General features: G+C 66.1%; 10 protein-coding genes. 7 read left to right on the forward strand and 3 right to left on the reverse strand.

Features of this window, described 5'->3' with window-relative positions; genetic code table 11:
* Window position 1: 1 nt before the first annotated feature.
* Complete coding sequence (locus RFM52_RS09835; protein ID WP_320295978.1) at window positions 2-1,321, forward strand: VpsF family polysaccharide biosynthesis protein; 1,320 nt, start codon at window positions 2-4, stop codon at window positions 1,319-1,321.
* 30 nt (window positions 1,322-1,351) lie between these two features.
* Here RFM52_RS09835 and RFM52_RS09840 read toward each other — a convergent pair whose 3' ends face one another.
* A complete protein-coding gene (locus RFM52_RS09840) occupies window positions 1,352-2,554 on the reverse strand; it encodes a TCR/Tet family MFS transporter (protein WP_320295977.1) in 1,203 nt (400 codons plus the stop codon).
* A gap of 182 nt (window positions 2,555-2,736) precedes the next feature.
* On the opposite strand from RFM52_RS09840, the gene RFM52_RS09845 reads away from it, so the two are divergent.
* Window positions 2,737-3,375 carry a TetR/AcrR family transcriptional regulator gene (locus tag RFM52_RS09845; RefSeq protein WP_320295976.1) on the forward strand — a complete coding sequence of 213 codons (639 nt, stop codon included), beginning with the start codon at window positions 2,737-2,739 and terminating at the stop codon, window positions 3,373-3,375.
* A 40-nt stretch (window positions 3,376-3,415) separates the two neighbouring features.
* Here RFM52_RS09845 and RFM52_RS09850 read toward each other — a convergent pair whose 3' ends face one another.
* Window positions 3,416-4,687: a glycoside hydrolase family 5 protein gene (locus tag RFM52_RS09850; protein ID WP_320295975.1), complete on the reverse strand. Its 1,272-nt coding sequence runs from the start codon at window positions 4,685-4,687 to the stop codon at window positions 3,416-3,418.
* Window positions 4,684-5,871 carry a DUF1972 domain-containing protein gene (locus tag RFM52_RS09855; RefSeq protein ID WP_320295974.1) on the reverse strand — a complete coding sequence of 396 codons (1,188 nt, stop codon included), beginning with the start codon at window positions 5,869-5,871 and terminating at the stop codon, window positions 4,684-4,686. The genes RFM52_RS09850 and RFM52_RS09855 overlap by 4 nt, the downstream gene beginning before the upstream one ends.
* Window positions 5,872-6,220: 349 nt before the next feature.
* Between RFM52_RS09855 and RFM52_RS09860 the strand changes: the two genes are divergently transcribed.
* The 5 genes from RFM52_RS09860 to ligD all read left to right on the forward strand — a co-directional run bounded on the left by RFM52_RS09860 (window position 6,221) and on the right by ligD (window position 13,014).
* On the forward strand, window positions 6,221-7,405 hold the full coding sequence (locus tag RFM52_RS09860; RefSeq protein WP_320295973.1) for a glycosyltransferase family 4 protein: 1,185 nt from the start codon (window positions 6,221-6,223) through the stop codon (window positions 7,403-7,405).
* Window positions 7,402-8,709 carry an MATE family efflux transporter gene (locus tag RFM52_RS09865; RefSeq protein ID WP_320295972.1) on the forward strand — a complete coding sequence of 436 codons (1,308 nt, stop codon included), beginning with the start codon at window positions 7,402-7,404 and terminating at the stop codon, window positions 8,707-8,709. Before RFM52_RS09860 ends, RFM52_RS09865 begins: the two co-directional genes overlap by 4 nt.
* A gap of 9 nt (window positions 8,710-8,718) precedes the next feature.
* On the forward strand, window positions 8,719-9,948 hold the full coding sequence (locus RFM52_RS09870) for a GNAT family N-acetyltransferase (RefSeq protein WP_320295971.1): 1,230 nt from the start codon (window positions 8,719-8,721) through the stop codon (window positions 9,946-9,948).
* Window positions 9,949-10,044: 96 nt separating this feature from the next.
* Window positions 10,045-10,269, forward strand: coding sequence for a hypothetical protein (locus RFM52_RS09875; RefSeq protein ID WP_320295970.1), 225 nt, complete (start codon window positions 10,045-10,047; stop codon window positions 10,267-10,269).
* 246 nt (window positions 10,270-10,515) lie between these two features.
* Window positions 10,516-13,014 carry a DNA ligase D gene (gene ligD / locus RFM52_RS09880; RefSeq protein WP_320295969.1) on the forward strand — a complete coding sequence of 833 codons (2,499 nt, stop codon included), beginning with the start codon at window positions 10,516-10,518 and terminating at the stop codon, window positions 13,012-13,014.
* Window positions 13,015-13,296 lie beyond the last annotated feature (282 nt).

The following is a 13,296-nucleotide window of genomic DNA, read 5'->3' on the forward strand; positions in this document are numbered from 1 at the left end:
CATGGCCTCGATCCTGGCCGGTCCGGCCCGGCCTGTTCCGGCTTCGGGCTACGCCATGGCCGGCCCGCGCACTGTCCCTGTCGACACGCTGACCCGTATCGGCATCACCGTGGCGGTGCTGCTTCTGTTTTCCGTCTCGGGCGGCATGCTGTGGCTCGCCGGCTATAATTACGACGGCCTGCAGGGCAGTCCGCTGAGCAAGATCCACCCGTCCACCTATCTCTTCGTGCTCGTCTTTGTCTGGCGCTCCTGCACCTTCGGCAATCCGGTCGGCTATGTGGTCCATGTCACCAACAAGCGGCCGGCAACGATGCTGATGGCGGTGATCTCGACGGTGCTTCTCTTCGTCGTCATCCTCAGGCAGCGCCCCGGCATGGCCGGCATGATCGACACGTTCGTCACGCCGACGCTGCTCGTGCTGCTGCTCAGCGAGGATGATGAGAAGACCTTTGCCCGGCTGCGGATCGTCATCCATGTCGTCATGATGGTGAATGCGCTGCTGGCGCTGTTCGAATTCGGCACCAAGCATCTTGTGTTCCCGTATCGGTTCGACGGCGCGGTATTCGTCAACGATCTGCGCTCGACGGCGCTGCAGGGGCACCCGCTGTCCAACGCCACGGTCACCTCCATCTATGTGCTGTCGCTGTTGTCCGGCGCGCGTTCCTTGTCGACGCCGCTGAGGCTTACGCTGGTCGGCCTGCAGTTCTGCGCGCTGGTCGTCTTCGGCGGCCGCTCGGGCATGGTGCTGACGATCCTGCTCGGCGGCGTGTATGTGCTCATCCGCGGCGTGGCGCAGCTCAGGACAGGACGCGTCAACCTTCTGGGCGCCGCGCTGGTGATCATGCTCGCCGCGCTGCTGCCGCTGGCGCTCGCGCTCGCCGGTTACTACGGCTTCTTCGACGCGCTGCTCGAACGTTTCGTCTCCGACAGCGGCAGCGCCAATGCACGCGTCGAGATGTTCGATCTCTTCAGGCATCTGGAATTGCGCGACCTGATCGTCGGGCCCGACGTCGGCCTGCTGGACAGCATGCGCCGCATCACTGGCCTGGAGCAGGGCATTGAGAACCCGGTGCTGCGCTTGACGCTCTACCAGGGCGCCTTCTTCACGCTTTTGATCTTCTTCGGCTTCGCGCTGTTCATGCACGAGGTTGCGCGCCGCTGCCATCCGGGCGTCTGGCTGCCGATGCTGGGTTGGCTCATCCTGCTCAACACCTCCGAAAGCATCGCCTCCAAGACGACGCTGATGACCAAATTCGTGGTGATCGCGCTGGCGCTGTATCGGCCGGTGAGGGCTGTTGCGCGTCAAAGGACGCAGGCGTAGCGCTCTACGGCGAAGGATCGCGGCGCAGCGTTACTGTGCCTCCGCAGCGCCCCCGCTCGCCTCTCGCCTTCTCGCCCCAAGCAACACCAGCGGCACAGCGACCAGATTGATCGCGATCACCGACAGCCAGATAGCGCCGGGCCACTGCTTCTGCGTGGCGAAGTAGACGGTCGAGAAGGCGAGCGGGGCGACGATGGAGGCAAGGCTGACCGCCGAGGCCAGCACACCCTGCAACTGGCCCTGGCGCTCCGCATCGACCTGCCTTGTCGCCAGGGCCTGGAAGGCCGGCGTGCCTATGCCGCTGAGCGCGAAGACCGGCATGATGGCGAACACCATCCAGCCTTGGTTGGCGAAGGCCATGGCGGTGAGCGCGATGCAGGCAAAGCCGATGCCGATGACGAAGGCCCTGCGCTCGCCGAGCAGCCGGGCTGCGGGGCCGGGCAGGAAGGCCTGCACCAAGGTTTGGCAAAGGCCGAACGCGCCGAGCGAAAGTCCGACCCAGAGGCCGTTCCACCGGAACGTGTCGAAACCCCAGAGCGCCCAGCAGGTGCCGTAGGCCTCGCCGGCGCCGGAAAGGATGAAATAGACTAGGACGGTGGGAAGCAGGCCCTTCATCGAAAACACCCAGCGCAAGGGCTTCAGCGGGTTGAGTGCCGCGAGATCGATCTTCTGTCGGTCCGGGAGGCGCGATTCCGGCAGGACGAAGATGGCCAGGAGCAGGTTCGCGGCGTTGAGCACGGCGGCGGCGATGAAGGGCAGCCGGATCCAGTGGTCGCCGAGCACGCCGCCCAGCACCGGGCCGATGATGAAGCCGATGCCGAACATGGCGCTGAACAGGCCGAAGCGGTCGGCGCGCTTATTCTGCGGCGTGATGTCGGTGATGTAGGCCGTCGCCACGGAGATGTTGGCGCTGGTCAACCCCGCGATGGCGCGGCCGATGAACAGCATCCAGAGCTGCGGCGCAAAGGCCGTGATCAGATAGTTGATCGCGGCGCCCGCCAGCGAAATCAGCAGGACCGGACGGCGGCCGAGATTGTCGCTCAAGGCGCCGAGCACCGGCGCGAAGAGGAACTGCATGGCCGCGTAGAGCGCGGTCATGATGCCGATATAGGCGACGATGTCGGGGCTGTGCGTCACCTCCTCGAGGAGGCGCGGCAGAATGGGAAAGACGAGGCCGATGCCGACGGCGTCGAGGCAGATGGCGGCAAAGATGACGATGAGGGGTTTGTTCATGGGGGAACTCCGGGAGCGAAGGCCATCTCGCCCGGGCGGCAGCAGGGTCGAACCTCGCCGCGCGCCAGGCGTCAAACCGTAAATATACTGAGTTTAAATATGTACTGAGTACATATCGACGATCGACGACGCAGAGTCAACGGAAATATGTACTGAGTACCAAAATCATGCTACGAGGAGCCATGTCAGAACCGTCCGACCGCCGCTCCCGAAAGCGGGCCGCCACCAGCAAGGCTATCTCCGATGCCGCCACCCGCCTGTTCATGGAACGCGGCTTCGATCAGGTGACCGTGGACGAGATCGCCGAGGCCGCCGATGTCGGGCGCATGACGGTCTTCAACCACTTCCCGCGCAAGGAGGACATGTTCTTCGACCGCGACGAGGAGGGGCGCGAGATGCTGCGCGAGGCCGTGCGCCAGCGCGCGGCCGGCGTCGCGCCGCTGGAGGCCTTGCACCTGCTCGCGCACCGGCTGGTCGCCGAACGCAGCCCGGTGGTCGAATTCTCCGCCAGAAGCGAGCGCCTGGTGCCGACGGTTGCCGGCAGCGAAACGCTGAAGGCGCGGGCGCGGGCGATCCGAGACGAACTGGCCGACCTAGTGGCGGCGGCGCTGGTCGAAAGCGTCGGCCGCGACACCGCCGATCCCGATGCGCATCTCGCGGCCAACCTGCTGTTGGCGACCTGGACTGTCGCCTTCTTCGAGGCGCATCGCACGTTCCGGCAGACCCACAACCGGGAGAAAGCGAACGATGCTTTCCTCGCGCTCGTCGACAAGGGGGCGACGGGGCTGGAAGCCGCGATGGCCGGCACGCCGTACCTGTGAGCGAAACCAAACCTTTGGCGCGGTTTGGTGATTCAACAAATCAAGCGCGCGGCATCGTCAGCCCCAGCGCCTCTATCATCGCCGGGTCGAGGGCGCGCGTGGTGTCGTCCATCATCCCCATGCCGTCGAACAGGTCCCAGAACGCCCAGGGAAAGCCGAAGGCTTCCGCGCTCTGCCGCACATCGGCGATGTAGCGGGCGCGGTCCGGGCTCGGCGCGGCAGTGTAGCGGGCATCGGTGCGCAGCGCGCCGAACTCGCCCATGACGATGCGCTCGGGCGCGATGCCGTGGGTCTGCGCCCAGTCGCTCACCTGCTTAAGGTAGCGGTCGATGAAGCGGCGGTCGGGCTGCGCGTCGAAATAGACTTTCAGCACGCGCTCGGTCTCGGCATAGGCGGCCTTCTTGGCCTCTTGGGACCTTTCCGTGTCCCCGGCCATCCTTGCCCTGACCGAGGCCAGCGTTCTTTCCAGCGTTCCGGCGGAGGCCGGCCACGGCACGTTGTTCAGCGCGCGGTAGACCGGCTCGCGCATCCACGGCGCACCCTGATGGCTGAACAGATAGGGCTCGTAAAAGTGGAAGGTGAACAGGATCGGCTCGAAATCCGCTAGCGGCGCCGGATCGAGCGCCGTCAAGCCCCGCACCATCGAGCCGCAGCCACCGGTGACGAGCAGCGGCACGCTCGGCCCCAACATCCTGGCGGCCGTCAGCAGCGAGGCCTGCACGGCCGGCCATGCCTCGGAAGAACAGTCCTGCGGCGGCTCGTTGACAGGCTCCAGCGCCACCATGCCGGCCTTCCTGCCCTGGAGCCGCCCAGCGATTTCGCTCACCAGCCTCCGATAGGATTCGAATTCCGGCGCTGTGGTGCTGGAATACATGCGGTCGGGATTCCAGTAATGCGTGGCTCCATTGGCCTGCACGTTGACGATGACGCCCAGATCGGCGCTGAGCGCCGCATCGACCGCTGCGTCGAGCATGCCCATCAGCTCGGCGCGCTGTCCCGCTTCAGCGGCAACGAACGGTCCCGGATCGACAGGCAGGCGGATGAAATCGAGGCCGCTGGCCCGCAACCGGGCAAGGTCGGCCGGCGTCGGCACCGGCCGTTGCGACTGGAAGGGCGGCCAGTCATAGTCGGTGCGGGGCGCGGGAAATTCGCGCGTCAGGGCAAACCATGGCCAGGTGTTGACGCCGCGCCTGAGGGGCCATGCGCCGGCGGCTCGCGCTTGAGATACGAACGGTGGAACCGTAGTCGCCAGTGGTGCTGTTGCCGCGCCCAGTGCCGCGCCGAGAATCCGGCGGCGCGACCAGCCGGTCATGCGTGCTTGGCGCGGTCGGCTTTCGCCGGCGCGGCGGTGGCACCGCCGAGCTGCCGCAGCGCTTCCTTTTCATAAGCGGTGAGCACGTCATCCCAGCGGAAGGCCTCGCGGGCGCGGGTCCGCGCCGCCGTGCTGCAGCGCGCCACCAGCGCATCGTCGGCCAGCACCTCGTCGATCCGTTCGCTCAGGCCATCGATGTCGTTGAAATAGATCGCTGCCTCGCCCGCGACCCACCGGTTGTAGCGGTTGTCATGCGCGATCACCATGTTGCCGGCGGCAAGCGCCTCGACCAGCGAAGGGTTGGTGCCGCCCACGGTGTGGCCGTGCATATAGGCGCGCGCATGATAGCGCAGCGCCTTCACCACCGCCTGGTCGTAGATCGCGCCCGGCATCATCACCGTGGTGCCTGCCGCTTCGCGCACGGCGCGGTGGTAGGGAATGTCGTCGTTGAGCGTGCCGAGCACCACCAGCTTCATGTCGCCGCGATCGCGGCGGCGGAAGGCTTCGATGATCGGCAAGATGTTGTTGTCGGGTTCGATCCGCGCGATCGAGACCAGATATTTGCCGGGCTCGAGCCCGAGCGCGCGGATGGCTTCCTCCGGCGCCGAGGTCACCGGGTCCGCGCCATAGGCGATCGTGGCGATAGCGCTGCGCGGCCGCCTTGTCGCCAGATGGTCGGCGATCGCCGGGTGGTCGGCGACGAGCCGGTGCGAAAGCCAGGCGCCGATCCATTCGTTGAGCCAGAACCAGCTGCGCGCGGCCGGCCCCCATTTCGGCCGCCGCCACTCGATACCGTCCATGTTGGTGATGATCTTGCGCCGCATGAGCCTGAGCCAGGTCAGGAACACCGCGCCGTTATAGCCGAGCACCAGGCATACGCCCGGCCGCCTGGCGGCGTCGAGCACGCATTGCCAGTCGAATTCAAGCGTCGCGCGCGGACCGGTGGAGGCCACTTCAATGGTGATGAGCTCGATGCCGCGCCATGTCTCGGTGCTTACCCTTTGCCCGACGCGCTCGACCTCCTTCTGGCAGTAGACGCCGACCTTCCAGCCGCGTCCGGCCAGGAAAAGCGCCAGCCGCTCGGCGAAGGTTTCGAAGCCGCCGTGAGAAGCCGGAATGCCGCGCGTCCCCAGGATCAGGATCGAAGGCTTTTCGATCAGGGTGGAAGGTCGTTCCGGTGTCAAAATAAAGGATTCCCCGGGGTCCGGTCATGTTGTTACATCAATGACATGCCCAGCAACTTCCGTGCCAGGGTACCCCCAGAATGGATATTCACATGAAGGTGTAAAATTTCTCTTCAGGTCGCATGGCTTGCTTCATTATCGGTCAACTTTCGCGACGTATCTGTATCGATACGGGGCACGGCTTGGGCTCCCTGGTCGCAGCCGGGTATTCGCGACCCGGCATGATCCTTGCTCCCGGGCCTGCAGTGGCCACCGCTGGGTAGAGCGGCGTGCGGATTTGGCATGAAGTTTCTTCCGCGCTTGAAGTCCGGTGCTGAGCGGACTCGGGGTGCAAGGTGGAAAGATAGCAATGCGCATTGCCTGCGTTCATCAGGGCTACGAGCTCTATGGCTCGGACCGCAGCTTCGCGGAGAGCGTGGCTGCGCTGCGCGCCGCGTTTCCGGCCGCCGAGATCGAGGTCGTGCTGCCGCGCGAGGGACCGATCGTCGATATCCTAAAGCCGCATGCCAGCCGCATCGTGTTCGAACCGCTCTGGGTGCTCCGGCGCCAGGCGATGCTCAAGCTCGCCACCGTCGAGATGATGCGGCTGCCCGCTGCGCTCTGGCGGGCCTGGCAGCGCATGCGCGACAACGACCTGACCTATATCAACACCTCGATCATCGCCGATTATGCGCTGGCCGCGCGGCTCCTGCCACGCAAGGCGCTGCTGCACATTCACGAGATCCCGGAAGGCGTCCTGCGCAAGGTGCTTGTCGCGCTGATGCGCTGGAGCAAGGCGGATCTGATCTTCAACTCGCGCGCCACGCGCGCCACCTTCGGCGATCCGCCGGCCATCGATGCCGGGGGACGGCGCACGCATGTCGTCTACAACGGCGTTGCCGGTCCCGCCGCGGCCCTGCCCATGACCTATGACGGCAGCCGCCCGCTCAAAGTCCTGCTGCTTGGCCGCGTCAACCGCATCAAGGGGCAGGAGGTGCTGCTCGATGCCGTCGCCACACTCCCCGCCGAATTGCGCGATCGCGTCGAGGTCCGACTGGTCGGCGGCGCCTTCGAAAGCGTCGAACGCGAGCAGGCCTTGGCTGAACTGGTCGGGCGCATGGGGTTGACCGGGCATGTCGAGGTGCTGCCTTTCGTCTCCGACCCCACCGATCATTATCGCTGGGCGGACATCGTGGCGGTGCCGTCGCGCCGCCCGGAGTCGCTTGGCCGCGTCGCTATCGAGGCGATGGGCTGGGGCCGGCCGCCGCTGGTGTCGGCGATCGGCGGGCTGGTGGAAGTGGTGACCGACGGCGAGACCGGCTGGCAGGTGCCGCCGGGCAATGCCGCGGCCCTTGCCGGCAAGCTCGGCGAGATCATCCTGCGGCCCGACCGCTGGCGCGCCTTCGCCGCCGCCGGCCGCGCGCGTTACGAGGCAGTGTTCAGCGAGCCGATCGCCGCCGCCGCGATCGTGGCGATCGTGGCCGACAAGCTGAAGGCGGCAACGCCCCGGCAGGGGCGGGCGCGTGTTGCCCGCGAGGCGGAGACGAGCCCGTGAAGTTCACCTTCCCGGCCCATCTGGTGCGGCGCCTCATGCTGATGATCGGCGGCGAGGCGATGCAGAGCGGCTTCCATTTTGCCCTCAACATTGCGCTGCTGCATCTTCTGTCGGCCGAAGGCTACGGCCTCTTCGCGCTGGCCATGGTGATGGGCGGCGTCGGCCTGTCCTATATCCGCTCGCTCACCGCCGTTCCGGCCACCATATGGATGAGCAGAAGCACCAACAGCGCCGGCGTCAACGCCAATGACGTGACCTTCGGGTCGGCGGCGCTCGTGGTGGCGCTGCTGATGGGGTTCGGCACGGCGCTGCTGATGCGCCTGCTGGGCGACCCGAGCGGCATCGGCGCCGGCTGCTTCGTCGGCGCATGGTCGCTGCGCAGCCATATGCGCACGGCATTCTTCGCGCGCCGCATGCAGCTCGTCGTCTCGATCAGCGACGCCGTGTTCACGATCGCCGGCATAGTGCTCGCGGCGGCGGCGATCTGGTTCTTCGCGGATGCGCTGCAGGCCACCTTCTACGCGCTTGCCGCGGCCAATGTGGTCGGCATCGCCGTGCTGGTGAAGCTGGCGCGCCGCAGGCTGCGCATCTCCTTCCGCGCGCCAACCTGGCGGCGCTATGCAAAGCTCTGGCCGCAGCTCTGCTGGTCGGGGTTCAGCGCCACCACCACCAACATCCAGGGGCAATGCCTGGCCCTGCTGGTCGCCGGCATCGCCGGACCCGCGGCCTACGCACCGCTGGCGGCGGTGCTGGTGCTGTTTGCGCCGCTGCGCATCATCAGCCTCGCCTTCTCCAACATGACGCAGCCCGAACTCGCAAAGCTGGTGCGCAACAAGGAGTTCGACCGCGTGTGGACGCAGGCCAAGATCTGGGCGCTCGTCATGGGGCTTGGCAGCCTGGCCTATGGCGGCGGTATCCTGTTCATCCTGCCGATGATCAAATCCCAGGCTCTGCAGCATGCCTCGGTCGGGCTGATCGGGCTTTTCGCCATCGCCAACTTCGTGCCGATCATGGCCTATGTCATGCCGCGCGTCGTTCTCGAGATCCTCGGCGATTTCCGCATCGTCGCCTTCATCACCATGGCCGGCGCGATTGTCGGGCTGGCGACGATCGGGGTCCTGCTGGCTATCGCGCCATCGACATGGTCGCTGGCCGGCGCCGCGGTGTCCGAGACCTTCGTGCTCGTCACCTCATGGTATTTCGCGGGTCACCGCATGTGGAATTCCAAGCATCCGAACGAGCAGCGCCCCAGCGTTTTCGGCGCCTGGCGCCGCGCGGCCACGCTGGCAGTGCAGAGACGATAGGAGAACGATGTGGCAAGCCAGGCAATGCCGATGGCCGCAATGACGACCGGCTTGGCCGACGACGAGGCGACAGTGTACGCCGCCGGCGCCGCCAGCGGCGCTTACGTGGCTGAGCTGCACACCAGCCTCGAAGCGATCAAACCGCTCTGGCTACGTCTCGAGACAGAAGGCGTGTGCACCGGCCACCAGCATTTCGCCTGGGCCGAAGGGATCGTCGAAGGGCTCGTGCCGCAAAAAGCCGATCTCGCCATCGTCGAGGTGAGGGATATAGGCACGGGCGAGCCGAGGATGCTTGTGCCGCTGATGCGGCGCCGCGCTTTCAATCATTGGGTGATCGAGTGGCTGAGCTGCGGCGTGTGCGACTATTCCGCACCGTTGCTCGCCGACGCGACGCCTTGGACCAGGCAGTCCGCCGAGGCTGCGTGGGCGGCCGTGCTTTCCGTGCTGCCGCCGGCGGACCGCATCCACATTGTCGGCATCCCGAAGCAGGTTGGCGGCGTCGCCAATCCTCTGGCGCTGCTTTCGCTGGCGCGCGACTCCATCCACTCGCACTATGGCATCGCCATGGACGGCGACGCCGAAACCGTCGTCAAGCGCATCTGCCGTCCGTCCTTCGTCAAGGCGCTCAACAAGGACTTGCGTCGGCTCGACCGCAATGGCGGCCTGGCCCTGGTGGAAGCCGACACGCCAGCCCAGGTGGACTCGGTCTTCGGCAAGCTGGTCGAGATGCGACTCAACCGCTTTCGCGAGCTTGGCCGGTTCGATCTCCTCGCGCAGCCGCCGGTCGTCGATTTCTACCGGGACGCAGCGCATCGCGGCCTGACGGACGGCTCGGTGCGGATATTCGGCCTGCGCGCCGGCGACGTCATGGTCGCGGTCCAGTACCTGGCGGCTCATCTGGGCACGCTGCACGCGCTTCTGATCGCGATCGACCAGGGTGCGGTGCCCAATGTTTCGCCGGGACTTTGCATCATGGGCGAGCTGATCAGATGGGGGCGGGGCGCCGGCTTCGACTATTTCGACCTGTCGGTCGGCAACCAGAGCTATAAGGAACATATGGGGGCGGTGAAGTCGGTCCTGTCCGAACTTTGCTACGGCATCACGCTGAAGGGCGTGGCCGCGAGCCAGGCCATCAAATATCGCGGTCAGGGCGTGGCTTTCGTGCGCGACAACCCGCGCCTGTTCAAGCTCGCGCAGGAAGTCATGCAGCGCTGGCGGCGGCTGCGGGCGCCGCGGTGAGTAGGCGGCCCGTACCCGGCAAATTGACTCACATTCCGCTCTCCGCCATGCTTATGGGCAGCCGTATCTCCAGCGGCAGCGTGTTCGAGTGAGGCCATGGCCAGTCCCGTCGCCAGAGAAAATGCCCGCCGCGCCGCGGTGAAGACCGCGCTCGAGCGCCACAAGGTCTATGTCACCGCGCAGCGCTTTTCCGGCGGCTCCTACAGCGCCCGCGTGCTGGTCGATGGCGAAGCCTACTGGGTCGACGAATTCCGGTTGAGCCAGCTGAAGCAGGGGCTGACGCCCGCCGAGCTGGACCTTTTGCCGGCGATCGACGATTGATCTCTCGCGCATGACAACGGCAAGGCTGGCGGGACAGCGCCCCCCTCTGGCCTGCCGGCCATCTCCCCCTCTAGGGGGGAGATCAGACGTCGCCCCCGCCTTCGCTAATCGCCAAGGTTGCAAGGGGAGCGCCGACACTGAAACTGCCAATCTCCCCCCTAGAGGGGGAGATGTCCGGCAGGACAGAGGGGGGCGCGAAGGAACGCGGCATTTGCCGTGGTCCGCTCTGCGCCTTGGCGCCTGACCATGCCCGCCAACCTCAAATCCTATCGCGCCAAGCGCGAATTCTCCCGCACTCCCGAGCCGGCGGGCAGCCTCGCCTCCGATGGCTCCAACCGCTTCGTCGTCCACAAGCACCACGCCACCGCCGACCACTACGATCTGCGCCTCGAAGTCGGCGGCGTGCTGAAGAGCTGGGCCGTCCCGCGCGGGCCGTCGCTCAATCCGGCCGACAAGCGCCTCGCTGTCGAGACCGAGGATCATCCGATCGAATATATCGACTTCGAGGGCGTCATTCCCGAGGGCGAATATGGCGGCGGGCCGATGATCGTCTGGGACACCGGCACCTGGGCGCCGATGGAGGATGTCGAAAAAAGCCTGCGCACCGGCGCCTTCAAGTTTCGGCTGGCCGGGCAGAAGCTCAATGGCGGCTGGATGCTGACCCGTCTGAAGCCCAAGCCCGGCGAGGACGAGAACAAGAAGAACTGGCTGCTGTTCAAGGAGCGCGACCTCGCTTCCGACACCAAGCTCGACATCTTGCAGGCACGGCCGGAAAGCGTGAAATCGGGCCGCCGCATCGAGGAACTGGCGGCGCCGCCGAAGAGACGCGAGCGCTTGCCGCCGAAAGCCGGTTCGCTGAAGCCCGGCGCGCTGCCTGGCGCTGTGAAAGGCGACCCGCCGACCCGCATCGAGCCGCAGCTTGCCACGCAGGCGCTGAAACCGCCGGGCGGCACAGGCCTTGCGGATGATACGGGCGAGCTCTGGCTGCACGAAATCAAATTCGACGGCTACCGCACCATGGCGCATGTCGTGGGTGGAACGGTCAGATTGATGACCCGCGCGGGCATTGACTGGACCAAACGCTATGGCGATCTCCCGCAGGCCTTTTCACGGCTGCCGGTCAGCCAGGCGATTATCGACGGCGAGATCGTAGTGCTCGACGACAAGGGCATTTCGCGCTTCGCGTTGCTGCAGGACGCGCTGGCCGAGGGCGCCGGCTCGAAGCTGCATTTCTATGCCTTCGACCTGCTCCAACTCGACGGTTGGGACCTGCGCAAGGCGCCGCTCAAGAAGCGCAAAGCCCTGCTTGCCGAGCTGCTCGCCGGCCAGGCCGCCAACGCCGCCATCCAGTACAGCGACCATGTCGAGGGCGACGGTCAGGGGCTTTACGACCAAGCCTCGGACCTTGGGCTGGAAGGCGTCGTCTCGAAGCGCGCCGACGCCATCTACATGAGCGGTCGCACCAAGAGCTGGACCAAGGTGAAGGCGCAAAAGACGGACGACTTCGTCATCGCCGGTTACACCGTCTCCGACCGGGCCGAGGGGTTGGCGGCGCTGGGCATGGCCGAGTTCGTCGATGGCGAACTACACTATCGCGGCAAGGTCGGCACCGGCTTCGACAGCGACATGGCGCGGGATCTGCTCGCCCGGCTGGAGCGGCTGACCGCCGGCGCCAGTCCGCCCGAAGGCGTCCCGCGCGAGATCATGCGTGAGATGCACTGGGTGAAGCCGCTGTTGTCGGCCCGCGTCCGCTATTCGAACCGCACCGCCGACGACGCGATCCGCCATGGCGTCTTTCGCGGGTTGCGCGATGTCGGCGGGCTGACCACGCCGGTCCCGGTCAAGCGCAAGCGGCTGATCGCCGAGTCCGATCTTGCCACCATCTGGGTCACGAACCCGGAGCGGCGGCTGTTCGGCAAGACCGGGCCCACAAAACTCGACATCGCCGTCTACTACGCGCTGGTCGGCGATTTCATGCTGCCGCATATCCTTGGACGTCCAGTGTCGCTGGTGCGCTGCCCAACCGGCAAGCCGCAGGACTGTTTCTTCCAGCGCCACGCCTTCACCGGCATGCCGCCTTCGGTGGCGGTGTTCGAGAGCACCAATTCGGAGGGCGAGACAAAAACCTATCTCTCGGTCGAGGATGCCAAGGGCTATCTGGCGCTGGCGCAATTCGGCGTCGTCGAGTTCCACACCTGGGGCACGCACCGGTCAAAACTCGACATGCCCGATCAGATCGTCTTCGATCTCGACCCGGGCGAGGGGATTTCCTGGCGCGAGGTGGTCGAGGCCGCCGTCCACATCAAGGGCGGGCTGGAAAGCCTCGGCCTTGTGCCCTTCGCCAAGACTTCCGGCGGCAAGGGCATCCACATCACCGTGCCGGTGACGCGCAAGCAGAACTGGAAGAAGCTGCACCAGGTGAGCAGCGCCATCTCCACTTTGCTCGCCGCGAGCGCGCCCGACACCTTCACCACGACGATGGGCAAGGAAAACCGCAAGAAGCGCATCTTCATCGACTTCCATCGCAACGCCCGCGGCCACACCTCCGCCGCTCCTTACTCGCTGCGCGCCCGCACCAACCTGCCGGCCTCCACGCCGGTGAGCTGGACCGACCTGGAGACGATCGATGCGCCGGAGGACCTGAACTACGCCTCGCTGCCGGGACTGCTGGAGACGTCGGGCGATCCCTGGGCGGAGATCGATGAGGCAGCGCGGGATTTGCCGGTGGTGGAGAAGGGGTGGTAGCGTGCGGATGAGGGCCGGAGCCCCTCGACTTCGTCATTCCAGGGCGGAGCAAGGAGCGAAGCGACGCGCGCAGACCCTGGAATCCATGCCGTGACCTGGAAGCGATGCGGCGGTGCAAACTATCCGGTGTCGCGAAGCCTTCGTTCTCCACCGTGGTGCCTATCATGGATGTAACGGAATGGATTCTAGGGTCTACGCTCCGCTTCGCGTCGCTCCGCCCTAGAATGATGGGTGGACGGCCCCTTGCGGCATCGAATGTGCCAAACTGGGCTGTGATTAACT

The organism is Mesorhizobium humile, assembly GCF_033977215.1.
In the GTDB taxonomy this organism is placed as follows: Bacteria; Pseudomonadota; Alphaproteobacteria; order Rhizobiales; family Rhizobiaceae; genus Mesorhizobium; species Mesorhizobium humile.

Bases quoted from the DNA above. Each gene is read 5' to 3' on its own strand.
- RFM52_RS09835 (WP_320295978.1), top strand. From the start codon at position 2: ATGGCCTCGATCCTGGCCGGTCCGGCCCGGCCTGTTCCGGCTTCGGGC.
- RFM52_RS09840 (WP_320295977.1), bottom strand. From the start codon at position 2,554: ATGAACAAACCCCTCATCGTCATCTTTGCCGCCATCTGCCTCGACGCC.
- RFM52_RS09845 (WP_320295976.1), top strand. From the start codon at position 2,737: ATGTCAGAACCGTCCGACCGCCGCTCCCGAAAGCGGGCCGCCACCAGC.
- RFM52_RS09850 (WP_320295975.1), bottom strand. From the start codon at position 4,687: ATGACCGGCTGGTCGCGCCGCCGGATTCTCGGCGCGGCACTGGGCGCG.
- RFM52_RS09860 (WP_320295973.1), top strand. From the start codon at position 6,221: ATGCGCATTGCCTGCGTTCATCAGGGCTACGAGCTCTATGGCTCGGAC.
- RFM52_RS09875 (WP_320295970.1), top strand. From the start codon at position 10,045: ATGGCCAGTCCCGTCGCCAGAGAAAATGCCCGCCGCGCCGCGGTGAAG.
- ligD (WP_320295969.1), top strand. From the start codon at position 10,516: ATGCCCGCCAACCTCAAATCCTATCGCGCCAAGCGCGAATTCTCCCGC.